The 23,408-nt window shown below is 64.4% G+C and carries 17 protein-coding genes; 6 read left to right on the top strand and 11 right to left on the bottom strand.

The window, feature by feature from the left end; genetic code table 11:
• Positions 1-112: 112 nt before the first annotated feature.
• The 4 genes from glgX to treY all read left to right on the top strand — a co-directional run bounded on the left by glgX (position 113) and on the right by treY (position 9,492).
• Positions 113-2,332: a glycogen debranching protein GlgX gene (glgX, locus tag B0G69_RS19555; protein ID WP_121320218.1), complete on the top strand. Its 2,220-nt coding sequence runs from the start codon at positions 113-115 to the stop codon at positions 2,330-2,332.
• Positions 2,333-2,498: 166 nt separating this feature from the next.
• Positions 2,499-4,433 (top strand): malto-oligosyltrehalose trehalohydrolase, encoded by a 1,935-nt coding sequence (gene treZ, locus B0G69_RS19550; RefSeq protein ID WP_121320216.1) that lies wholly within the window; start codon positions 2,499-2,501, stop codon positions 4,431-4,433.
• Entirely contained in the window at positions 4,430-6,631 is a 2,202-nt protein-coding gene (gene malQ, locus B0G69_RS19545; protein WP_121320214.1) for a 4-alpha-glucanotransferase, read from the top strand. The genes treZ and malQ overlap by 4 nt, the downstream gene beginning before the upstream one ends.
• Positions 6,628-9,492, top strand: a complete 2,865-nt coding sequence (gene treY / locus B0G69_RS19540; protein ID WP_121320212.1) for a malto-oligosyltrehalose synthase — start codon at positions 6,628-6,630, stop codon at positions 9,490-9,492. The genes malQ and treY overlap by 4 nt, the downstream gene beginning before the upstream one ends.
• Positions 9,493-9,536: 44 nt before the next feature.
• Here the strand turns inward: treY and B0G69_RS19535 are convergent, their stop codons facing one another.
• Both B0G69_RS19535 and B0G69_RS19530 read right to left on the bottom strand, forming a co-directional pair.
• Entirely contained in the window at positions 9,537-10,880 is a 1,344-nt protein-coding gene (locus B0G69_RS19535; RefSeq protein ID WP_121320210.1) for a hemolysin family protein, read from the bottom strand.
• 90 nt (positions 10,881-10,970) lie between these two features.
• A complete protein-coding gene (locus B0G69_RS19530) occupies positions 10,971-11,780 on the bottom strand; it encodes a HAMP domain-containing sensor histidine kinase (RefSeq protein ID WP_121320208.1) in 810 nt (269 codons plus the stop codon).
• Positions 11,781-11,967: 187 nt separating this feature from the next.
• Here B0G69_RS19530 and B0G69_RS19525 point away from each other — a divergent pair, with 187 nt between their 5' ends.
• Together B0G69_RS19525 and B0G69_RS19520 are read left to right on the top strand one after the other, a co-directional pair.
• Positions 11,968-12,309 carry an FKBP-type peptidyl-prolyl cis-trans isomerase gene (locus tag B0G69_RS19525; RefSeq protein WP_027803023.1) on the top strand — a complete coding sequence of 114 codons (342 nt, stop codon included), beginning with the start codon at positions 11,968-11,970 and terminating at the stop codon, positions 12,307-12,309.
• A 46-nt stretch (positions 12,310-12,355) separates the two neighbouring features.
• Complete coding sequence (locus B0G69_RS19520; protein WP_121320206.1) at positions 12,356-13,135, top strand: AraC family transcriptional regulator; 780 nt, start codon at positions 12,356-12,358, stop codon at positions 13,133-13,135.
• Positions 13,136-13,225: 90 nt separating this feature from the next.
• On the opposite strand, the gene B0G69_RS19515 is transcribed toward B0G69_RS19520, so the two are convergent.
• The 9 genes from B0G69_RS19515 to trpB form a co-directional block, all read right to left on the bottom strand.
• The gene (locus B0G69_RS19515) at positions 13,226-14,416 is read right to left on the bottom strand and encodes an O-succinylhomoserine sulfhydrylase (protein WP_121323776.1); all 1,191 of its coding nucleotides are present in this window, start codon (positions 14,414-14,416) and stop codon (positions 13,226-13,228) included.
• Positions 14,417-14,718: 302 nt separating this feature from the next.
• Entirely contained in the window at positions 14,719-16,269 is a 1,551-nt protein-coding gene (gene purF, locus B0G69_RS19510; RefSeq protein WP_121320204.1) for an amidophosphoribosyltransferase, read from the bottom strand.
• Positions 16,270-16,444: 175 nt separating this feature from the next.
• On the bottom strand, positions 16,445-16,939 hold the full coding sequence (locus B0G69_RS19505) for a CvpA family protein (RefSeq protein ID WP_121320202.1): 495 nt from the start codon (positions 16,937-16,939) through the stop codon (positions 16,445-16,447).
• Positions 16,940-16,946: 7 nt separating this feature from the next.
• Complete coding sequence (locus B0G69_RS19500; RefSeq protein WP_121320200.1) at positions 16,947-17,849, bottom strand: SPOR domain-containing protein; 903 nt, start codon at positions 17,847-17,849, stop codon at positions 16,947-16,949.
• Positions 17,850-17,878: 29 nt separating this feature from the next.
• Positions 17,879-19,189, bottom strand: coding sequence for a bifunctional tetrahydrofolate synthase/dihydrofolate synthase (folC, locus tag B0G69_RS19495; RefSeq protein ID WP_121320198.1), 1,311 nt, complete (start codon positions 19,187-19,189; stop codon positions 17,879-17,881).
• 274 nt (positions 19,190-19,463) lie between these two features.
• Entirely contained in the window at positions 19,464-20,336 is an 873-nt protein-coding gene (gene accD / locus B0G69_RS19490) for an acetyl-CoA carboxylase, carboxyltransferase subunit beta (protein WP_042328998.1), read from the bottom strand.
• 77 nt (positions 20,337-20,413) lie between these two features.
• Entirely contained in the window at positions 20,414-21,226 is an 813-nt protein-coding gene (gene trpA, locus B0G69_RS19485; protein WP_121320196.1) for a tryptophan synthase subunit alpha, read from the bottom strand.
• Positions 21,227-21,271: 45 nt separating this feature from the next.
• A complete protein-coding gene (locus B0G69_RS19480) occupies positions 21,272-22,186 on the bottom strand; it encodes a site-specific DNA-methyltransferase (RefSeq protein WP_121320193.1) in 915 nt (304 codons plus the stop codon).
• An 11-nt stretch (positions 22,187-22,197) separates the two neighbouring features.
• Complete coding sequence (trpB, locus tag B0G69_RS19475; RefSeq protein WP_121320191.1) at positions 22,198-23,391, bottom strand: tryptophan synthase subunit beta; 1,194 nt, start codon at positions 23,389-23,391, stop codon at positions 22,198-22,200.
• Positions 23,392-23,408: the final 17 nt, after the last annotated feature.

The raw sequence follows: 23,408 nt of genomic DNA, 5'->3' as shown, positions 1-23,408 counted from the left end.
CAGCCCTAAGCGGGCGCGCGGCGTGTGTGGGTATTGCACCCGTTTGCGCCGCGCGCCCGTTGCATGAAGACCCAGGCTGGCGTTCATAAATCAGAACAGAAAAAGGGGAATCATGTCGCATGCAATGCCCGACCGGCTTCTGCCGGGCTCGCCGTATCCGCTCGGCGCGAGTTGGGATGGCCTCGGCGTCAACTTTGCAGTGTTCTCGGCGAATGCGCAAAAAATCGAGCTCTGCCTGTTCGACCCCACCGGCCGCAAGGAAATCCGTCGTTTCACCCTGCCCGAATGTACCGACGAAGTCTGGCACGGCTACCTGCCGAATGCGCATCCGGGCACTGCCTACGGCTTTCGCGCGCATGGGCCGTATCAGCCGCACCAGGGACATCGCTTCAACCCGCACAAGCTGCTGCTCGATCCGTATGCGCGCAAACTGGTCGGGCAGTTTCGCTGGTCGGATGCGCTGTTCGGTTATCGCGTGCACTCGAATCGCGCCGACCTTTCCATCGACCGGCGCGATTCGGCGCCGGCCATGCCGAAATGCGTCGTGATCGACGAGGCGTTCGACTGGTCGCACGACAAGCGCCCGAACGTGCCGTGGGGCGAAACCATCATCTACGAAACGCACGTGCGCGGCGCGTCGATGCTGCGCGCCGATTTGCGTCAACACGAACGCGGCACGTTCGCGGCGCTGGCGTCGCCGGAGTTCATCGAGCATCTGCTGAAGCTCGGCGTGACCGCGGTCGAACTGCTGCCGGTCCACGCGTTTCTCAACGATCGCTTCCTCGTGGAGCGCGGCCTGCGCAACTACTGGGGCTACAACAGCGCCGCGTTCTTCGCGCCGGAGCCCTCGTATCTGAGCACACACCGGCTCGACGAAATGCGCATTGCCGTGCGCCAGTTGCACGCGGCCGGCATCGAGGTGATTCTCGACGTGGTCTATAACCACACCTGCGAAGGCAACGAGATGGGCCCGACCGTGTCGTGGCGCGGCCTCGACAATGCCAGCTACTACCGCCTGATTCCCGGCGACGAGCGCCACCATATCAACGACACCGGTTGCGGCAACACGATGAACCTGCCGCATCCGCGCGTGCTGCAGATGGTGATGGACTCGCTGCGCTACTGGTCGACGGCATTCAATATCGACGGCTTTCGCTTCGATCTCGGCGTGACGCTCGGGCGCGAGCAGCACGGCTTCGATCCCGGCTCGGGATTTTTCGACGCGCTGCGCCAGGACCCGATCCTGTCGCAGCGCAAGCTGATTTCCGAGCCGTGGGACATCGGGCCGGGCGGCTATCAGCTCGGCAACCATCCGCCGGGCTTCGGCGAATGGAACGATCGTTTTCGCGACACCGTGCGCCGTTTCTGGCGCGGCGACGCTGGCTTGCGCCCCGATCTCGCCGCACGTCTGACCGGGTCGGCCGACCTCTTCAACCGGCGCTTCAGGAAACCGTGGGCGTCGATCAACTTCGTCACGTCGCACGACGGCTTCACGCTAGCGGACGTCACCGCCTACGAGCAGAAGCACAACGAAGCGAATGGCGAAGACAACAACGATGGCCACAACGAGAATTGCAGCCGCAACTGGGGCGCGGAGGGGCCGACCGACGACCCCGCGATTCTCGGCATGCGCAAACGCGTGGCGCGCTCGCTGATCGCCACGGTGCTGATGGCGCTCGGCACGCCGATGGTGCTGGCCGGCGACGAATCGCTGCGCACGCAGAACGGCAACAACAATGCGTACTGCCAGGATAACGAAATATCATGGCTCGACTGGGAGCGCGCGGCGTCGGCGGACGGCCGCCAGATGACCGACTTCGTCGCGCGCGTGATCGCGTTGCGCAAGCATCATCCGCTGCTACGCGAAACGCGGTTTCTATTCGGCGACCGCGAAGTACTGCCGGGCCTGTTCGATGTCGGCTGGTTCGACGAGCGCGGCGATCCGCTCACCATCGAAGCGTGGCAGGACCCCGAAGGCCGCGCATTCACATTACGTCGCGCGGGACCAGGTTTGAATGGCGAAACCGAAGTATTGTTGATGATGCTCAACGCGAACGAGGAAACACTGCGGTTTCAGCCACCCGCTCCTCATCTGGAATGGCACGTGCTGCTAGACACTGCAGAGCCGGATAGCGCGCCGCATCGGCTGGCGGTGACCGAGGTCGAGGTGGCCGCGCACGGGCTCGTGATGCTGGCCGCGCAACCGGTCGGCGAGGCGGATTGGCAGGCGGGTTGGAAAGCCGGGGTGCAACATGGGCCGCGGCTCCTGACGGCATTGCCGCCCGATCCGGGCGCGCATGCGCCCAGCAGCGACACGTCGCCGAGCACTTGACGCCGGCAGTTGAGTAACGACGCGATGGCAGCCGCATCGCGGCACGAACAGCAGGCAGACGGCACGCTTGGTCACGCGTGCGGTTCTGCGAACGCGCTCCGCGCGCACGACGCCATGCGTCACACGCGTGGCGCGGTTCGACAGCACATTCGAATGGTGAAGAATCATGTCTGAAAGTCCGATTGATCCTCACGCGCATCATCACGCGCATTGCCTGCCGTTCAGCGCGCAGTTGCTCGGCGCGACGGGTTCGAAGCCGTGCACGCGGTTTCGTTTCTGGGCGCCGTCGTGCAAGAGCGTGCAGGTCGCTATCGAAAACGGTCCGGCGCAAGGCGCGCACGAGATGACATCCGCCGGCAACGGCTGGTTCGAAGCCACCGTGGAGGGCGGCGCAGGCACGCTGTACCGGTTCCGGCTCGACGGCGGACAGGCAGTGCCTGATCCAGCCTCGCGCTTTCAGCCGCAGGACGTGCACGGTCCGAGCGAAGTCATCGATCCGCGCGCATACCATTGGGAACACACGAACTGGCATGGCCGGCCATGGGAAGAAACCGTGCTGTACGAGCTGCACGTGGGCGCGATGGGCGGCTATGCGGGTGTGCAGAAGCGCTTGCCCGCGCTCGTCGCGCTCGGCGTCACCGCGATCGAACTGATGCCGTTGAACGATTTCCCCGGCAAGCACAATTGGGGCTATGACGGCGTGCTGCCCTATGCGCCCGATTCCGCGTACGGCCGCCCCGAAGAACTGAAAGCGCTGATCGACGCCGCGCACGGTCTCGGCCTGATGGTGTTCCTCGACGTGGTCTACAACCACTTCGGCCCGGACGGCAATTATCTGCACGCGTATGCACGTTCGTTTTTCCGCGAGGGTACGCATACGCCGTGGGGGCCGGCCATCGATTTCAGCCGCAGTGAAGTGAGCGATTTCTTCACGGACAATGCCGTCTACTGGATCAACGAATACCGGATCGACGGTCTGCGTTTCGACGCGGTGCACGCGATCGACAATCACGCGTGGCTGCGCGACCTGTCCGAGCATATTCGCGCGAAGGTGCAGCATGGGCGGCATGTGCATCTGGTGCTGGAAAACGAGCACAACAGCGCGAGTCTGCTGGAAACGCATTTCGACGCGCAATGGAACGACGACGCGCACAACACGCTGCACGTCCTGCTGACCGGCGAAACGGAAGGCTACTACCACGCGTACGAAGATCAGCCGATCCGCCGTCTTGCGCGCGTGCTCTCGGAAGGCTTCGCATATCAGGGCGACCCGTCGCCGATTCACGACGGCAAACCGCGTGGTGAAGCGAGCGGGCATTTGCCGCCCACGTCGTTCGTGATGTTTCTGCAAAATCACGATCAGATCGGCAACCGCGCATTCGGCGAGCGGCTGCGCAAGCTGACTTCGGACGAGGCGTTGCGCGCCGCCACCGGCCTGTTGCTGCTGTCGCCGCAAATCCCGCTGCTGTTCATGGACGAGGAATATGGCTCGACGCAGCCGTTCCTGTTCTTCACCGATTACACCGGCGAGCTCGCCGACGCCGTGCGCGAAGGACGCCGCCGCGAATTCGCGCGCTTCTCGTCATTCAGCGATGAAAAGCGGCGCGCGCAGATTCCCGATCCGAACGATGTGAAGACGTTCGCCGCATCGGTCCCGCCCGCGCTTGCGCAAGCGCCTGCGCCAAGCGATGCCGATGCCGATGCCGATGCGAAAGACCGTCTCGACTGGATGCATTTCTACAAATCCGCGCTCGCCGTCCGCGCCAAGCTGATCACGCCGCGTCTGAAACACAGCAAGGCGCTCGGCGCGAGCGTGCTGGCTGCGGCGAACGGCGGCGATGCGAACGCGCTGGTCGCCCGCTGGAAACTGGGCGACGGCGAGACCTTGTCGATCGCGCTGAATCTGTCGAAGGAAAACGTCGCGTTCGGGCACGTCCCCGCCGGCAAGGTCATTTTCGAAACGCCACCGCGCGTGCGCGAGCAGATCGACGCCGGCCTGCTGCCGGCGCACGCGTTCGTTGCATGGCTGAGCGGCGACGTGAGCGACTACGCCATCGGCCACGATGCCCGCATCGCGAGTCAACAGGAGCGCCGCGCGTGACTACCCGACGCCCCGGCGACACGATCGCCACCCTCGCCACCCGCGCCGGCTTCGAGGTCGAGTGGCAGGACGCGCACCATGCGACACAGCATGTGCCCGAGAAGACCCTCGCGGTGCTGCTCGAACAGATGGGTCTGCCGTGCGGCAACGCCACGCAAATCCGCCACAGCACCGCGGCTCTGGACGCCGAACTGTCGGGCCGCAAAATGCCGCCGCTGATGACCGCCGAGGTCGGGCGCGGCATCGCGCTGCACATCGCGGCGGTCAAATCGGGCAGCCACTACCGGATCGAACTCGAAAGCGGCTCGATCATCGACGGCCGATTTTCCGCGCCCAAAGGCGCAGAGGCGTTGCTCGCGCCGATCGACGAACCCGGCTATCACACGCTCGTCATCAACGAGCAACGCGTGACGCTGGCCATCGCGCCCTCGCGCTGCTACACCGTCGACGACGCGTGGCGCACGCTGCATCCCGACGACGCGACACCGACGCCGCCGCTGTGGGGTATCGCCGCGCAACTGTACGGCTTGCGGCGCAACGGTGACGGCGGCATCGGCGACTATTCGGCGCTCGCGCGTGTCGCCGTCGACAGCGCGCAGCGTGGCGCGCATGCGCTCGCCGTCAGTCCGACGCACGCGATGTTCAGCGCGGAGCCGAATCGCTTCAGCCCCTATTCGCCGTCGTCGCGCTTGTGGCTGAACGTCACGCATATCGACCCCGCCGCGGTGTTCGGCGCGGACGCCGTGCGCGCCGCGCTCGACGCCGCGCAGGCCGGCGACGCCTGGGCGGCGCTCGAAGGTCTTCCGCTGATCGACTGGCCGAGCGCGGTCACGCTGAAGCTGAAGCTGTTGCGCGCGCTCTACGAACAATTCTGCACGCACGACCGGGCCCAGGACACGCCGCGCGCGCTCGAATTCCACGGCTTCTGCGAGCGCGCCGGACGCGCCCTCGAAGACCACGCGCGGTTCGAAACGCTGCAAGCGCAGCAACTCGCGCAAGGCGGCGACGGACATTGGCGCAACTGGCCCGAAGCATTGCGCGATCCGCGCAGCCCGGAAGTCGAAGCTTTCGCCGACGCCAACCGTCACGAGGTCGATTTCCATCTGTTCCTGCAATGGCTCGCCGCGAAGGGTTTGTCGCACGCGCAGCACGCGGCGCACGAGGCGGGCATGGCCGTCGGTCTCATCGCCGATCTCGCGGTGGGCTGCGACAGCGCCGGCAGTCACGCATGGTCGTATCGCGACGACATGCTGCAAGGCGTGTCGGTCGGCGCGCCGCCGGACCTGTTCAACCAGGCCGGCCAGGCGTGGGGCCTCACCACCTTCTCGCCGCGCGCGATGCGCACCCAGGGCTTCTCCGCGTTCATCGACATGCTGCGCGCCGCGTTCGCGCACGCGGGCGGCATCCGCATCGATCACATTCTCGGCCTGCGGCGCCTGTGGCTCGTGCCCGAAGGCGAGAGCGCGCGCAACGGCGCCTATCTGCGCTATCCGCTCGAAGACCTGCTGCGCCTGATCGCGCTCGAATCGTGGCGGCATCGCGCGATCGTGATCGGCGAGGATCTCGGCACCGTGCCGCCCGGTTTTCGCGAGCGGCTCGACGATCACGGCATCGCCGGGATTCGCGTGCTGTGGTTCGAGGGCGCGCACGACGGCAACGGTTTCAAGCCGCCGCAGGAGTGGGATCGCAACGCGGTCGGCACCACCACCACGCACGATCTGCCGACGGTGGCCGGCTGGTGGCGCGGCAGCGACATCACATGGCGCAACCGGATCGGGCAGACGATGGCACGCGCCGACGGTCGCGATCCCGAGCAGGCCGCCCAGGAGGAGCGCGCGGCCGACCGCGCCGCGTTGTGGCGCGCTTTCCAGCAAGCCGGCGTGGCCGCCCCGCAAGTGGGCCCGCCGCCGCCCGACAGCGCGCCGGTCGACGAAGCGCTGGCGTTCGTCGCGGCGACGCCCGGCCCACTCGTCACGTTTCCGCTCGAAGACCTGCTCGCGCTGGTCGATCAACCAAACCTGCCCGGCTCGATCGACGAGCATCCGAACTGGCGCCGCCGCATGAGCCTGCCGATCGACGAAATGTTCAACGACGGCACCCTCAACGATCGCCTGCTGGCGGTGGATCGCGCGCGCCGTGCCGCGCCCCGTCCTTCCACCGTTGCCTCTGGCACTCCTCCGGAGCCTGATACGCCATGACCGCCCCGCGCTCCACGCTGCGCCTCCAGTTCCATCGAGGCTTCACGTTCGACGACGCCGCGCAGCACGTCGATTACTTCGCCGCGCTCGGCATCAGCCACCTGTACGCGTCGCCGATCACGACGGCCGAGCCGGGCTCGACGCACGGCTACGACACCGTCGACTACACCCAGGTCAGCGCCGAATGCGGCGGCGAGGCGGGCTTGAAGCGCCTCGTCGACAAACTGCGCGCGCGCAACATGGGGCTGATCGTCGACATGGTGCCGAACCATATGGGTGTGGGCGGATCGAGCAACGCCTGGTGGCTCGATATCCTCGAGTGGGGCCGCCATAGCGCCTACGCGCGGCACTTCGACGTCGACTGGCATTCGCCCGATCCCGCGCTGCGCGGCAAGGTGCTGCTGCCCACGCTCGGCGCGCCCTACGGCGACGAACTCGCGGCAGGCCGCATCGCACTGCGTTTCGCGGCCGCCAGCGGGCGTTTTTATATCGGCTACGGTCCGCATGTGTTTCCCGTATGCCCGATCGACTACGCGTCGATCCTGCAAAGCGCCGAGCGCGCCGATGTGAGCGCGCTCGCCGAACGCTTCCACGGACTGACGACGCAGCCCACCGATCAGCCGCGCGCCGCCGAAGGGCGTGACGAACTGCGCGAGTTCGTCACGCAAAACGGCGAGTCGGCCATCGAGTTCGCGTTGCAGGCGTATGCGCCCGAAGACCCGGTCACGCGTGACCGCTTGCATCGGCTGATCGAGCGGCAGCACTTCCGGCTTGCATGGTGGCGCACCGCCTCCGATGAAGTGAACTGGCGGCGTTTCTTCGATATCTCGACGCTGGCGGGTGTGCGGGTGGAACGGCCCGAAGTGTTCGACGCCGTGCATGCGCTGGTTTTCCGGCTGTATCAGGAACGACTCGTGGACGGTTTGCGCATCGATCACATCGACGGTCTCGCCGAGCCGCGCGAATACTGCCAGCGCTTACGGCAGCGGCTCACCGAACTGCGCGACACCGCGCCCTATGTGGTAGTCGAAAAGATTCTCGGCCGCGGCGAGCCGCTGCGCGACGACTGGCCCGTCGACGGTACGACCGGCTACGACTTCATGAACGACGTGGGCGCCCTGCTGCACGATCCGGCCGGCGCCGAACCGCTCGCGCGGACATGGGCCGAACTCACCGGCCGCAGCCCGTGTTTCGCGGACGAAGCGCTCGCCGCGCGCCGCAAGATTCTCGCGGAGAACCTCTCGGCGGAACTGGACCGCGCGGCGCGGGCGTTGCATCGTATCGCCCGCGATTCGCTGACGACGCGCGACTTCACCTTCACCACGTTGCGCCGCGTGCTGACCGAACTGGTCGTGCATTTCCCGGTGTATCGGATCTATCCGCAAAGCGGCTTGCGCAGCGCCGCCGACAACCACGATTTCGAGCAGGCGCTAGCCGGCGCACGAGCGGTGCTGTCGCGCGCGGACCATGTCGCGTTGGAGCGCGTGAACGCGTGGCTCGGCGGCAGTGCCGACGACACGCCGCCCACGCGCGCCGGCATAGCACCGCAGCAAGCACAGAACGGTGTGCCGCCGAGTCATGCGAACTCCTCGCGGCGCACTGCGCAGACGTTGTTTTCGCAGTTGACCGCGCCGGTCGCCGCGAAGGCGATCGAAGATACGGCGTGCTATCGCTACGGCCGATTGCTGTCACGCAACGAAGTGGGCTCGGACCCGGGCGAATTCGCATTGTCGGTCGAGCAGTTTCATGCGGCGAATCTCGAGCGTTCGCAACGCTTTCCGCACGCGCTGCTGGCCACGGCGACGCATGATCACAAGCGTGGCGAAGATGTGCGCGCGCGACTCGCGGTGTTGAGCGAAATCGCCGACGATTGGGGTGCGACGCTGCGTGCATGGTCCACGTTGAACGCGCCGCAACGGCGAGCGCTCGACGGCAAGCCGATCAGCACCGTTGGCCCTGGCCGGGGCGCAAGCGCCGCGTGGGCGCCCGGCCCCGCCGCCGAAGCGATGCTGTATCAAACGCTGGTGGGCTGCTGGCCGCCGGAACTGCAGGCGGACGACGAAGCAGGCGTCAAGGCACTGGCCGAGCGCGTCGCGCAATGGCAGTTGAAGGCACTGCGCGAAGCGAAGCTGCAAACCAGCTGGCTCGCACCCGATGAAGCGTACGAAGCCGGCTGCCGCGATTTTCTGTTCGACATTCTGGCGCCGCAGCGGCGCGACGGATTTCTGAAGGAACTGTCCGCGTTCGTCGCGCGAATCAGCCGCGCGGGCGCGCTCAATAGCTTGCAGCAAACGGTGTTGCGACTGGCATCGCCTGGGATTCCCGATCTTTATCAGGGCACCGAGTTATGGGACTTCAGCCTCGTCGACCCAGACAACCGGCGGCCTGTCGATTTCGCCAAACGCGAGGCATGGCTCGTCGAGACGCCGCCATCTGAATTCCTGCCGAACTGGCGCAATGGGCGCGTGAAACTCGCGGTCATACAACGGGTGCTCGCGTTGCGCGCGCATCTGCCGGAGTTGCTGAGTCAGAGCATGTATCTGCCGCTCGTGGTGCGCGGGGCGCATGCATCGAATGCAATTGCGTTTGCGCGGCGGCATGGCAACGCATGGGCAGTGGTGGTAGCGAGCCGGCTCGCCGCCGGACTGCTCGGCGACGACGGCGATCTGCCGATGGTCGATCCGGCGAAATGGGCCGATACGGCGGTGGAAATGCCGGCCGATCTGTCAGCGCGAGCGTTGTTCGACTGGCTGAGTCCGGCCGCGCCGAAGGTCGATGAAAACGGCCTGCTGTATCTGCGCGATGCGCTGGCGGCGATGCCCATTGCGGTGCTGGTCGAAGATGGGGTGCCGCGCAGTTGATCGTGTGTGTTCTTCGAATCGAAGGCGGTTGAAGCCTCCGTGCTTCAACCGCCTTCGTCGTCGAAGCTCTTCGGATAGACGCGCACGAGCACGATGCGCGGCCCTTTCATCTTCTTGACCACCACGTCGAAGCGGTCGAACTCCACGCGCTGGCCTTCGGTAGGCAGATCGTTCAGCGCCTGGATCACGAGACCGCCCACCGACTCGGCCTTGCCCTCGTCGATATCGATCCCCAACGCGCGCTCCAGCGACACCACCGGCAAGCTGCCCTTGCCCATCAGCGTGCCGTCGTCCATGCGGGTCCAATCGGCGTCGCCCTGACGGAATTCGTCGTGAATCTGACCGACCAGTGCGCCCAGCAGATTGTCGAGCGTCAGAAAGCCGATCGGCTTCGCGTTCTTGCGACCGACTAGCGCCAGATGCGGCGCGCCCTTGCGGAAGCGGCGAAACAATTCGAGCGCCGGCATATCCGGCTTCACGTATTGCACGGGCCGCGTGTAGTGGGAGAGATCCTCGAGCGTGCTGCCGGCCTGACGCGCGAGCAACAGATCCTTCAAATGGATCATGCCGGCCACGCGCTCGCCCGACGCGTCTTCGAACAGCGGATAGCGGCTGAAGCGATGCCGCGCCACCAGCTGCATGTTTTCGCGGATCGGCAGATCGCGCCGCAAGCCGACCATTTCATAGGCCGGCCGCATCAGGTCCGACACAGTCATGCGCGAAAAGTCCAGCGAATGCGCGATCGTGTTCCACTCGTCCTGGCTGTAGGCGTCTTCGGGCGACCCCCGTCCGGTCGCGACGTTGGCGCGGCGGCCGCGCAGGATCAGCTTGAGTTCGTCGGTGGAGTAATGGGAATCGTGGCCGCGGTCGGCATCGAGTCCTGCGAGCCGCAGCACCGCGTTGGCGCTCGAATTGAGCACCCAGATCGCCGGATACATCGCCCAGTAGAAGCCGTACAGCGGCATTGCGGCCCACAGCGACACCTTCTCCGCCTCACGAATGGCCAGTGACTTCGGCGCGAGCTCGCCCACCACGATATGCAGGAACGAAATGCACGAAAACGCGAAGAACAGCGAAATGGCGTGGACCATCCGCTCCGATTCGACGCCGACGAGATGGAGCAGCGGCGAGATCAATTCCGCGAATGCGGGCTCGCCGATCCAGCCGAGCCCGAGCGACGCGAGCGTAATACCGAGCTGACAGGCGGACAGATAGGCATCGAGCCGCCCATGCACCTTGGCGAGCAAGCGTCCGCGCAGGCCGTGCCGGGTCGCGAGGTTTTGCACGCGCGTCTGCCGCAGTTTGACCAGACCGAACTCGGCGGCGACGAAAAAGCCGTTGAGGGCAACGAGAAACAACGCACCGATAAGGGCGACGACCTGAATCAAAGCGAGGGGCTCCGGCAACAAAAGTTGTCAGTATAGAGGGTGAAAGCTCGATGAAAAGTTAATCGAATGCAAGAAGCCGGAGCCGCGCGGTCACTTCGGCGCCGTCGCGCTCAGCGGTACACGCAGCGCGAGCGTGGCAGCTTCGCCGTCGCTTGCGTCGCTTTGCTCGAAACTGCCGCCGTGCGCTTCCGCAACGCGCTTGCAGAGCGCGAACACCCACGCGATCCGCTTCGCCTCACGCGGCTCGACGGCCTGCTTGCGGGCAAATGCTTCCAGCACGTGCGGCAACGCGATGTCGTTCAACGCCGCTTCGTTCATCTCGTAGTTGACCGTGGTGTGCCACGCGCCCGGCTCGGCGCGCGTGCTCAGCGTGACAGCGCCACCTTCCACGCTCGCTTCGACGGCGAACGTGAGCATCAGCCACAGTGCGGCGGCAAGGCGCTCGCGGTCGCCATTCAGTTGCTCGGTGGAAAGTTGCGAGTCGAGGGTGATTTCCACGCTGCGCGTACGCGCGAGGTTCGTGCGGACTTCGTCGATGGTTTCGTCGAGCAGCGGATGCAATGGAAACGGCGCATAGGCGAGCGTCAGCGATCTGGTTTCGGCGCGCGTCGCGTCGACGATCGTTTCGAGCAGTTTCACCTGCTGATCCACGCCGCTACGGATACCGGCGACGGCGCGCTGCGCGTTGGGGTCGTTCGCATCGAGCTTGCGCTCCAGCACGTAAGCCCAACTATGAATGGCATTCAACGGACCACGCAGATCGTGCGACACCAGCGACAGCACGTGATCGCGCATGAAAAGCGCGGTTTCGGCGCGCAGACGCGCAGTGCGTTCGGATACGGCGAAGCCGGAAGGAACCGGCTGTGCGCCCCCGGCAGTCCCGCTTGAAGACGTTGTCACGATCGAGCCCTCTCAGGCAGTGCTGGGTGATTGAAAGAAGCCCCATTATAGGCAAGCTGTCCGGCTCGACCAGCCTGGCCGGACGGCCAGATACTCCGCAATCCGCGTGCCACGCGGCATTCCTGCGCGATGCGGCGTCAACACGCCTACAATGTCGGTTTTTACGTTTTTGACCAAGGAGCGACACATGTCGACTGTGACTACCGAATCCGGCCTGAAGTACGAAGACATCGTTGAAGGCACCGGCGCCGAAGCGGTGGCAGGCAAGACCGTCAGCGTGCACTACACCGGCTGGCTGACCGACGGCCAGAAGTTCGACTCGAGCAAGGACCGCAACGACCCGTTCGCTTTCGTATTGGGCGGCGGCATGGTCATCAAGGGGTGGGACGAAGGCGTGCAAGGCATGAAGGTCGGCGGCACGCGCAAGCTGACCATCCCGCCGCAACTCGGCTACGGCGTGCGCGGCGCGGGCGGCGTGATTCCGCCGAATGCGACGCTCGTGTTCGAAGTCGAACTGCTCGGCGTTTAAGCGCTTCGCTGTTTTTGTCGTTGCGCATCGTCGACCGGTCACCGCCATGAGTCATGCCGCCGTCACTGCTCCTAGCGTTTCGCTGCGCCGCTACGGCGCGATCGAAGCGTCGGACGTGCACGACTTTCATCAGGTCGTGCTCGGACTCGACGGCGCGATGGTGATGGCGGTCGACGGCGTCGCGCAGCAGATCGACGCCGGCTGCGCATGGCTGATCCCGGCCGGTGCACGGCACGATTACGCGGGGGTCGGCGAAAACCGGCAGTTGGTGCTGGATTTGCCGGCTAGCTCGCTCGCCGTGCCGGAACGTTTGTTCGATCGCGCACGTGCCGTGAGTGTCGACGCGACGCTCACGCAACTCGTGCACCGGATCGCGGCGCACGCAACCGGCGGCGCGCAAGGAGACGACTTGGACAGCCGGCGTTTCCACTGGGATGCAGCCGCGCGTCTCGGCGCTGCGTTGGTGGCCGACACCGGCACGACGGCCGGCACGCAAACAGTTGGCGCCGGTCTCGACTTCGCGCGGATCGATCGCTGGCTGCGCGCACATCTGTCGGAGCCATTGCGGATCGCCGATCTCGCCGCGCATTGCGGTTTCGGCATGCGGCGCTTTCACCAGCTTTTTGTCGACGCGTTCGGCGAAACGCCGCATCGCTATTTGCAACGACTGCGACTCGACACGTCGATCACGCTGCTCGCGGACCCGCGTCTTTCGTTGACCGATATCGCGCTGGACATCGGCTTCGGCGACCAAAGCGCGTACACGCATGCGTTCACGCGACGCTTCGGGCTTGCACCCGGTCAGTGGCGCGCGTTACGCCACTGAGTTTCGTTGCGCGAGCCGCCTGACGGTGCGGCCCGCTCATGCGGTTGGCAAAAGCGCCGCTGCAACTGGCGCTCTTGCGACAAGCGCAACTCAACCCGCCAGACCCCGCTCCAGATCACCGCGAATATCCGCGGCATTTTCCAGACCCACGGCAAGACGGATCAAGCCTTCACTGATGCCCGCCGCCGCGCGCGCTTCCGGCGTCACGCGACCGTGCGTGGTGGTGGCCGGATGCGTGATGGTCGTACGCGTATCGCCGAGGTTGCCGGTGATCGAGCAGATCTCCGTGTTGTCGATCACGCGCCAGGCGTTCTCGCGCATCTGCTCGGGCGTACCGCCCTTCAGTTCGAACGACAGGATCGCGCCGCCCGACTTCTGCTGACGCATCGCCAGTGCATGCTGCGGATGCGATTCAAGCCCTGGATAGAACACGCGATTCACGGCCGGATGCGTCTGCAGCCAGCGCGCGATTTCAAGCGCGTTCGCCGATTGCTTTTCAACCCGCAGCGACAGCGTTTCCATGCCCTTGAGCAGCACCCATGCGTTGAACGCGGAGAGCGTCGGCCCTGCGCTGCGCACGAACGGAAACACTTTTTCCATGATGAATTTCTTCGAGCCGACCAGCGCGCCGCCCAACACCCGGCCCTGACCGTCGAGGAATTTGGTGGCCGAGTGCATCACGACGTCCGCGCCGAGCTTCAACGGCTGTTGCAATGCCGGGCTGCAGAAACAGTTGTCGACCACGAACAGTGCGTTCGCCGCTTTCGCAATCTTGCTGATCGCTTCGATATCGGAGACTTCGGTCAGCGGATTCGACGGCGTTTCGAGGAAGAACATCTTCGTCTCGGGGCGCACGGCGTTTTTCCACGCATCGAGATTGGTCGGATCGACGAAGGTGGTCGTAATGCCGAACTTGCTGAAGATCTGCGAGAACATGCCGAGCGTCGAGCCGAACAGCGCCTGCGAGCTCACCAGGTGGTCGCCCGCCTGCAGCGTGGACATCACCACGGACATGATCGCGGCCATCCCCGAGGCCGTCGCCATGCACGCTTCACCGCCTTCGAGCGCGGCGAGGCGGTCCTGGAACATCGACACGGTCGGGTTCGTGAAACGCGAGTAGGTGTAGTTGTCTTCGGAGTTCTTGAAGCGCTCGGCGGCGTCCGCGGCACTCGCGAACACGAAGCTCGAGGTCAGGAAGATGGCTTCCGAATGCTCGTTGAAGTCGCTGCGCACCGTGCCCGAGCGGACTGCCAGCGTATCGAAGTTCAGGGAGTCGTCCATGATGTTGGTTCTGGTTCCAATGTTCGATGGCTGCGTTCGGCGCGGCTCGCCTGTGAAGCCATGCGCGACGCCAAACGGCAGCAACAAAAAAGCCCGCTTTTGCGTCGGCATAAGCGGGCTTCATGTGCGGGGAAAGCTGGAGCGGAGGCGGGTGAGTGCGGCTTTTCCACCTGTCGCTTTAGCTGTTTCGGGTTGCCCCGCGTCCGCAAGCTGAGATCAAATCGACGCAAGCCGTCATGCTAACACGCACGTAGCATGGCGTGCAGCACGCCGCGCTACGGGAGCGGTCGAGCAAACCGCGCTCAACCTACCGACAGTTGCAGATGCAGCTGCGAACGTGCCGGCGTGCCGCCGTCGATCGCTTCGCTCGCGGCGTCGCGATCCGACTGCGACGACGGTGCGAGACGCGCGGTTTCGATGCGGTCGAGATACTCGGTCGTCACGTCGCCGGTCACGTAGTTGCCGTCGAAGCACGATGCCTCGAACTCATGCAGCGCCGGGTTGATGTCGCGCACCGCCTGCTTCAGCGCATCCACGTCCTGGTACACGAGGTGGTCTGCGCCGATCATGCGCGCGACTTCGTCGTCCGTGCGGCCGTGAGCGACGAGTTCACCGCGCGTCGGCATGTCGATGCCGTAGACGTTCGGGAATTTCACCGGCGGCGCCGCCGACGCGAAGATCACCTTGTTCGCGCCCGCATCGCGCGCCATCTGCACGATTTCGTGCGAGGTGGTGCCGCGCACGATCGAGTCGTCGACGATCAGCACGTTCTTGCCCTTGAACTCGATGCCCATCGCGTTCAGCTTCTGGCGCACTGACTTCTTGCGCACCGCCTGGCCCGGCATGATGAAGGTACGGCCCACGTAACGGTTCTTGAAGAAGCCTTCACGGTACTCGACGCCCAGCTTCTTCGCGACCTGCATCGCGGCCGGACGGGACGAATCGGGAATCGGCATCACGACGTCGATCGCGACGTCGGGCAGCTCACGCTTGATCTTCTCGGCGAGATAATCGCCCATGCGCAGACGCACGTTGTAGACCGGCACGCCATCGAGCACCGAGTCCGGGCGCGCGAGATACACCAGTTCGAAAATGCAGGGATTCAGGCTCGGGGCCTTCGCGCATTGCTGCGAGTGCAGGTTGCCGTCGATGTCGATAAAGATCGCTTCGCCCGGTGCCACGTCGCGCACGAACTCGAAGCCAATGCCTTCGATCGCCACCGATTCCGACGCCAGCATCCACTCGACGCCTTCCGCCGTTTCCAGCTTGCCGAGGCACAGCGGACGGATGCCGAACGGGTCACGGAAGCCCAGCAGTCCGTAACCGGCGATCAGCGAGACGATCGCATACGAACCCCGCACCCGGCGATGCACGCCCGAGACGGCGTTGAACAGCGCGGCCGGATCGAGTTGCAGGCCGGAGCTAGCCAGCTGCAGTTCGTGCGCGAGCACGTTGAGCATGACTTCCGTGTCGGAATTGGTGTTGATATGGCGCCGATCGATGCGGAACATCTCATCTTTCAGTTGCTGCCAGTTGGTCAGGTTGCCGTTGTGCGCGAGGATGATGCCGAACGGCGCGTTCACGTAGAACGGCTGGGCTTCTTCTTCGCTCGACGCCGAACCGGCGGTCGGGTAACGGACCTGGCCGATGCCGGTGGTGCCGGGCAGGCTGCGCATGTTGCGCGTGCGGAACACGTCGCGCACCATGCCGTTGGCCTTGTGCATGTGGAAGTTGCTGCCGTTCGCTGTCGCGATGCCGGCGGCGTCCTGACCGCGATGCTGCAGAAGCAGCAGGCTGTCATAGATCAGCTGATTGACCGGAGAGTGGGAAACTACGCCTACGATGCCGCACATGGCATGTCCTTCAAAGGTACGAAATTCGTCGTGGCGACCGGTGCCTGCGTTAGCGAGCCCCCAAGGGGACTTCCTTCGGGGCGTACGCGATGTTTTGCGACGGTACGCGCTGTTACGCTAGGGCAGCCGGTTTGCGCCGGAGTCCTGCCGGTTCCTCTGACCGCTTGCCGGTTCGTCAAACACGGACGTAGGCAGCAAGCGTCTCGGGAAGCAGCGGTTTCATTACGTGCACGCCCTCGACCGCATAGGGCCGCAGCAGGGCGTTGCGCCAGAATTCCTGTTCGGGCAGCTCGGTCAAGCCTGCAAGGGCGACCAGAACCAGCACCAGAATGACCCCGCGTACGAGGCCGAACATCAAACCGAGCGAGCGGTCCACGCCGCCCAGGCCCGTGGCCTGCACGATGCGGCTCAGCAGCGCGCTCACCACGCTCGTCACGAGCACCACGCCGATCACCACCAGCGCGAACGCCAGCAGCCACTGGGTCAATGCGCCGCCGGGCCAGTGAGACGGGATATACGGCACCACGTAGCCGACAAACTCGCAGGCAATGAAGAACGCCGCGATCCAGCCGATCAGCCCGAATATCTCCGACAAGAAACCGCGCCACGTGCCGCGCAACGCCGACAAACCGATCACCGCCATTACAGCGTAGTCGAAGGCAGTGAACATCGCTCGCTTACTGCGCTGCGCCGTTGTTCGCGCCCGACGTCAGGCCGACCTCGCGAACTTTCGCAATTGCGGCGGATGCTGCCGCCCGATCGGCGAACGGGCCAGCGCGCAGCAGCGTCAGCGTCGTGCCGTCTGCCTGCTTGCGATGCTCGGTATATGCGGGCACGCCAGCCGCTTTCAACTTGGTTACCCAGTTACGCGCATTGGCATCGTTCGCGAACGCGCCGAGCTGAACCGCGAAACGGCTGCCAGGCGGCGATGCCGGCGTGCCCGAATTCGCGTCCGCACTGGCGGCGGCGTTGTTTATCTCGTCATCGCTCGGGGCTGCGGCGCGCGGAGCCGGCGTGCGGACCGCCGGCTTGGCCGGCGCTGCGGGCGCAGCCGGGGCGGTATTCGCGGCGACGGCCGGTGCGGTCGCCTGCGGTTTTGCCGTGGGCGTGACGTTGGCGTTGGCGGTTGCGTTCGGCTTGGTCGCGCCGGGCTGCTCCGTCTTCGCGGTCGCCGCCGGCGCGAGGCTGGAAGCGGCAAGCGTCGGCTCAGTAGCGGTCGGGTTGTCCGGTGCGACGCCGGCCTGCGTGTCTTCGGGGCTCTTATGAGCGACCCTCGGCGCGGGACGGTTCGGAATGTCGATGGAAATGTCGTCGGTAACGGGCTTGGGATGCGAGTCCAGCACCATGGGCAGGATGATCACCGCCGCCACGACCAGCGCGATCGCGCCGACCAGCCGGCGCCGCGCCCGCTGCTTTTCCGGCAGCGTAGGGTCGAGCAGCATCGCGTCGGCGTCGACAGTGCGCTCCGTGCGGCGGGTTCGCCGCTCCACACGCTCGCCGCGGGCAGCCCGGGTGGAACTGGTGTTTGCGCCGCGCCGGGTGGGCGCGTCGTCTTTCTTGCCGAACGAGAAAATTCCCATGAATCGCTTGGTTCGAGCCTGGCGCCCGTTCAGTGTTGCTGCGATTTGCGGTACGCCATGACGCCGGCTACCGTATAGAAGCTGCCGAAAACCACGATTCTATCATTCTCTGACGCTCGTTTTAGCGCGTCTTGGAAAGCCTCGGCGGGTGACGCGTAGCGCGTCACGCTGCTGTCGGCGCTCTCGCCCACACCCTGCTCGCGCAAGGCCGTTTCGAGATCGTCCGCCGACGCCGCCCGCGGGGTCGGCAGATCGGTCACGCACCAATGGTCGATCTCGCCTTTCAGGTGACTCAGGACGCCGGCAATATCCTTGTCGCGCATCGCGCCGAACACCGCGTAGGTGTACGGAAAAAAACCCATGTTGCCGAGGTTTTGCGCCAGCACGGCGGCTGCATGCGGATTGTGGCCGACGTCCAGCACGATCGCCGGCTTGCCGGGCAGCACCTGGAAACGTCCCGGCAGTTCCACGTTGGCAAGACCGAGCCGGATGTCCTGCGCCGACACCGGCAGACGGTCGCGTAGCGCTTCGAGAGCAGCCAGCGCCGCCGACGTGTTGATCAGCTGGTTCGCCCCGCGCAGCGCCGGATAGGCGAGCGCCGAACGCCGCATGCTCGGGCCGACGTAGCTCCACTGCTGGCGCTCGCTGCCCGCCTGGCCTTCGTAGCGGAAATCGCGGCCGAAGAGCCACAGTTCGGCGCCGATCTTCTCAGCGTGATCGATCAGCGATTGCGGCGGTACCGGGTCCGCGCAGATTGCCGGCTTGCCTGAGCGGAAAATGCCGGCCTTTTCGAGCGCGATCTTCTCGCGCGTGTCACCGAGATAATCCGTGTGATCGATATCGATGCTCGTGATGATCGCGCAGTCTGTATCGAGGATATTGACCGCGTCGAGACGGCCGCCCAGACCAACTTCGAAAATCACCGCCTCCAGCCCGCGCGAAGCGAACAGGCTCATGATCGCAAGCGTCGTAAATTCGAAGTACGTCAGAGAGACCGGCTCGGCGAGGCTCATACGCGCGGCTTCGACGGCTTCGAAGTGCGGCAGCAATTCCGCGTCGCTGGCCATTGCGCCGTTCACCCTCGCCCGCTCGTTGAACGACAGCAGGTGCGGCGAGGTGTGGCACCCAACCGTGAAACCGGCGCGCAGCAGAATGGATTCGAGGATCGCGCACGTCGACCCCTTGCCGTTCGTGCCGCCCACCGTGATGACTGGACAGGCAAACGATAGCTGCATCGCGTCGCGTACTTGGGAGATGCGGCCCAAACCCATGTCGATGCCGACCGGATGCGCGGATTCAAGGTGCGTGAGCCACGCGTCGAGGGTGGGGAATGTGGTCATCGAACGAATCTGTTAGGCAGTGATACGAATGGCGCGGGTTTGCGGCTGCGGCGGTCAAAGCGTAGCGTGCCGGGCGCTTTATGCGCAGAAAACCGGCTAGAACAGCCACAGCAACCGTCGCTGCGCTGCGAGACCGTAATTATCCCGGAAATGACAGCGCGCCGCTTGATGACTCACGCGGCGCGCTATTTTTTTGACTGCTTTGTCAGCCACGCACGGTGCCTTTTGCACAATAGCGCGGGCAGTCGACCGTGCTACTTCGTGCGGCCTTTGCTTAAGCGACCGCGTCCGCCGGCTGGTGGCTCAACAGCGCCAACAATTGCGCGATCTCTTCGCGCAGCTTGCGGCGATCGACGATCATGTCGACCGCGCCCTTCGTCAGCAGGAACTCGGCGCGCTGGAAACCTTCCGGCAGCTTCTCACGCACGGTTTGCTCAATCACGCGCGGGCCGGCAAAGCCGATCAGCGCCTTCGGCTCGGCAATCACGACGTCGCCGAGAAACGCGAAACTCGCCGATACGCCGCCCATGGTCGGGTCGGTCAGCACGGAGATGAACGGCAGCTTGGCTTCGGCGAGCTTGGTCAGCATGGCCGTGGTCTTGGCCATCTGCATCAGCGACAACAAGCTTTCCTGCATCCGCGCGCCGCCCGAAGCGGTGAAGCAGATGAACGGCACTTTCTGTTCGAGCGCGTTCTGCGCGCCGCGCGCAAAGCGCTCACCGACCACCGACCCCATCGAGCCGCCCATGAAGGAAAACTCGAAGCAGGCGACCACCACCGGTAGCGTATGAATCGCGCCGCCCATGACGACCATTGCATCGGTTTCGTCGGTGTCGTCCATCGCCTCTTTCAGGCGGTCCGGGTACTTGCGGCTGTCCTTGAACTTCAGTGCATCGACCGGGACGATTTCCTGGCCGATTTCGTAGCGGCCTTCCGGATCGAGCAGACCGTCGAGCCGCTCACGCGCGCCAATGCGCATGTGATGGTCGCACTTCGGGCAAACATGCAGATTGGCCTCGACGTCGTTGCGGTACAGCACGGCTTCGCACGATGGGCATTTGATCCACAGGCCTTCCGGAATGCCCTTGCGGTTCTTCGGGTCGGTTTGCTTGATTTTCGGCGGCAGCAGCTTATCGAGCCAGCTCATATTGAATCCTTCTAGGTCAGCGGTTGCGCAAACGGCGGGACGAACCCGCCGCTCACACTACGCGACAAAAATAACTGTTATCGGGCGGTCGCGACGCTATCGAGCGCCTCGCGCACTTCAGCGATGAAACGCGTGAGCGTTTCAGCAGCGGTGTCGGGTGCCGCCTGTTCGAGCAATTGGACGATACGGCTGCCGATCACGACGGCATCGGACACCTCGGCCACCGAGCGCGCCGTTTGCGCGTCACGGATACCGAAGCCGACGCCCACCGGCAGGGGTACGCGCGACTTGATGGCCGGGATTTTACTCGCGATGCTGGAAACGTCCAGATTTGCCGCTCCGGTCACCCCTTTCAGCGACACATAGTAGACGTAGCCGCTCGCAATCTTGGCAACTTCCGCAATGCGCTCGTCCGTGGAGGTCGGCGCCAGCAGGAAGATAGGGTCGATCCCGGCAGATCGCATCTGTTCTGCGAAGTTAACACACTCTTCGGGCGGATAGTCGACAACTAGCACCCCGTCGACACCGGCTTCGTTTGCTGCCTTCGCGAAGGCTTCCGTGCCCATGCGCTCGATCGGGTTGGCGTAGCCCATCAGCACCACCGGCGTCTTGTCATCCGTTTCGCGGAAGCGCTTGACGTCGGCAAGCACGTGGCGCAGCGACACGCCATGCGCCAATGCACGCTCGGACGACTGCTGGATCACCGGGCCGTCGGCCATCGGGTCGGAAAACGGCACACCGAGTTCGATCACATCGGCGCCGCCGGCGGCGAGCGCGTGCATGAATTCGACAGTGCGCTTCGGGTCGGGGTCGCCGGCCGTCATGAACGGAATCAGGACTTTCTTACCTTGGGCAGACAGCGCGGCAAAGGTGTTCTTGATACGGGACATGGAAATATTCTCGGATTGGGCTACTGCGCGCGCATCGCACGCGGCTCATTGAACTTCGGTCTGCCGTTGCGTTCTGGCTTTGGCCTTGGCCTGGCGAGGGACGGGCGGCGAAGCGGCGGCGCTCACGCGCTCGCGCGCTATCGCGCAGTAACTTTCATTGATCTCATAGCCGACGAATTCGCGCTGCTGACGGGCGCAAGCGACAGCGGTAGTGCCGCTGCCCATGAACGGGTCGAGCACACGCCCGCCCTTCGGACAGCTGGCCAGCACCATCCGCTCGACAATTTCCAAGGGTTTCTGGGTCGGGTGCGCGACGCGTTCGGCGTGCTGCCGATGCAGACGCGATACCGACCAAACATCCTTTGGATTATAGCCAAGCTCCAACCACTTACTGCCCTCGAACAACTTACGCGAACGCGCCTTCTTCGTGACTGCATCGTACGGGATGCGGACGGGATCGAGATCGAAGAAATAATCCTTCGACACCGCGAAAAAACCGATGTTGTCATGCACCGACGTAAACCTGCGCACAGTGCCGCCCATGCTCGGTACACGCCGGTCCCAGATGATTTCGTTGATCATCGTGAGTTTTGTCTTCAGAAAGCTGAAGATTTCCGGCGAATACTGCCATGTACAAAATATGTACAGCGAACCTGAGGGCTTGAGCTTAGGGATGGCGAGTTCGAGCCAGCCACGCGTCCAGGCGAGAAATTCCTCGCCGGTGCGCATGTCAGAGTCGTTGCCGTAATCCTTGCCCAGTCCATAAGGCGGATCGCAAACGATCAGGTCGATCGACGCGTCAGGAATATTCGCCACATCGGTCAGAAAATCGCGGTTCAAGAGCTGAATGCCGGCGGGCACCTGTGCCAGAAGCGGTCCAGGCACCGCGGCCGCCGATACTTCGGCGATCGGATCCACTGTTTCAATCGCCGGCTGCGGCTCGTCGAACTCGTCGCGCATCGTCGCGGCGCTCAGAACTGAATGCCCGATCGCTCGGCGACCGTATGCATGTCCTTGTCGCCGCGCCCCGACAGGTTGACCAGAAGAGTCTTGTCCTTCGGCAGTGTCGGCGCGAGCTTGGCGGCATATGCCAGCGCGTGGCTGGATTCCAGCGCTGGAATAATGCCTTCGATGCGGCAGCAATCGTGGAATGCCTTGAGCGCCTCTTCGTCGGTGATGCCAACATATTGCGCGCGATTGCTGTCCTTTAGCCACGCATGCTCGGGACCAACGCCCGGATAGTCCAAGCCCGCCGACACCGAATGCGTCTCGATGATCTGGCCGTTTTCGTCCTGAAGCAGGTAAGTGCGGTTGCCGTGCAGAACGCCCGGGCTACCGCCGATCAGCGATGCGGCGTGACGGCCAGTTTCGAGGCCGTCTCCGGCGGCTTCGACACCGATCAATTGCACCGAAGCATCTTCGATATACGGGTAAAAGATGCCCATCGCGTTCGAACCGCCGCCAACGCACGCAATTACGGCATCCGGCTGCCGACCGGTCAGCTCCGGCATCTGTACCTTGCATTCATCGCCGATCACCCGCTGGAAGTCGCGCACCATCATCGGATATGGATGCGGCCCAGCCACGGTGCCGATGATATAGAACGTGCTTTCGACGTTCGTCACCCAATCGCGCATGGCTTCGTTCAATGCGTCTTTCAGCGTACGCGAGCCCGATTCGACCGGCACCACGGTCGCGCCGAGCAGCTTCATGCGATAGACGTTGGCCGCCTGACGGCGCATGTCTTCGGCGCCCATGTAGACGACACACTCCATGCCGAAGCGCGCCGCGATGGTTGCGGTGGCCACGCCGTGCTGGCCGGCACCCGTTTCCGCGATCACGCGCGGTTTGCCCATTCGCTTGGCCAGCAGCGCCTGCCCGATCACGTTGTTGATCTTATGCGCACCGGTGTGATTCAGATCTTCGCGCTTAAGGAAGACCTGCGCGCCGCCGAGCAGTTCGCTCCAGCGCTGAGCGTGATAAATCGGCGACGGTCGGCCGACAAAATGCTTCAATTCGCGCTCGTATTCGGCGACGAAGTCGGGGTCTTTCTGGAATTTCTCATACGCTTCACGCAGCTCATCGAGCGCGTGGACCAGCGTTTCGGCGACGAACACACCGCCAAATTGGCCGAAATGGCCTCTTTCGTCAGGCAAGTTATACATGGTGATCACTCTTCTCA

The sequence above is a fragment of the Paraburkholderia sp. RAU2J genome (genome assembly GCF_003634845.1).
Taxonomy (GTDB): Bacteria; Pseudomonadota; Gammaproteobacteria; order Burkholderiales; family Burkholderiaceae; genus Paraburkholderia; species Paraburkholderia fynbosensis.
Note: the sequence above shows the minus strand (reverse complement) of the source record. Positions and strands in the feature narration are given on the sequence as shown.

What these genes read in the sequence shown, in the direction of transcription:
- B0G69_RS19500 (WP_121320200.1), bottom strand. Translation starts at nt 17,849, where the DNA reads ATGGGAATTTTCTCGTTCGGCAAGAAAGACGACGCGCCCACCCGGCGC.
- B0G69_RS19515 (WP_121323776.1), bottom strand. Translation starts at nt 14,416, where the DNA reads ATGGACGACTCCCTGAACTTCGATACGCTGGCAGTCCGCTCGGGCACG.
- treY (WP_121320212.1), top strand. Translation starts at nt 6,628, where the DNA reads ATGACCGCCCCGCGCTCCACGCTGCGCCTCCAGTTCCATCGAGGCTTC.
- trpA (WP_121320196.1), bottom strand. Translation starts at nt 21,226, where the DNA reads ATGTCCCGTATCAAGAACACCTTTGCCGCGCTGTCTGCCCAAGGTAAG.
- B0G69_RS19480 (WP_121320193.1), bottom strand. Translation starts at nt 22,186, where the DNA reads ATGCGCGACGAGTTCGACGAGCCGCAGCCGGCGATTGAAACAGTGGAT.
- B0G69_RS19525 (WP_027803023.1), top strand. Translation starts at nt 11,968, where the DNA reads ATGTCGACTGTGACTACCGAATCCGGCCTGAAGTACGAAGACATCGTT.
- accD (WP_042328998.1), bottom strand. Translation starts at nt 20,336, where the DNA reads ATGAGCTGGCTCGATAAGCTGCTGCCGCCGAAAATCAAGCAAACCGAC.
- folC (WP_121320198.1), bottom strand. Translation starts at nt 19,189, where the DNA reads ATGACCACATTCCCCACCCTCGACGCGTGGCTCACGCACCTTGAATCC.
- B0G69_RS19520 (WP_121320206.1), top strand. Translation starts at nt 12,356, where the DNA reads ATGAGTCATGCCGCCGTCACTGCTCCTAGCGTTTCGCTGCGCCGCTAC.
- trpB (WP_121320191.1), bottom strand. Translation starts at nt 23,391, where the DNA reads ATGTATAACTTGCCTGACGAAAGAGGCCATTTCGGCCAATTTGGCGGT.
- purF (WP_121320204.1), bottom strand. Translation starts at nt 16,269, where the DNA reads ATGTGCGGCATCGTAGGCGTAGTTTCCCACTCTCCGGTCAATCAGCTG.
- treZ (WP_121320216.1), top strand. Translation starts at nt 2,499, where the DNA reads ATGTCTGAAAGTCCGATTGATCCTCACGCGCATCATCACGCGCATTGC.
- B0G69_RS19505 (WP_121320202.1), bottom strand. Translation starts at nt 16,939, where the DNA reads ATGTTCACTGCCTTCGACTACGCTGTAATGGCGGTGATCGGTTTGTCG.
- glgX (WP_121320218.1), top strand. Translation starts at nt 113, where the DNA reads ATGTCGCATGCAATGCCCGACCGGCTTCTGCCGGGCTCGCCGTATCCG.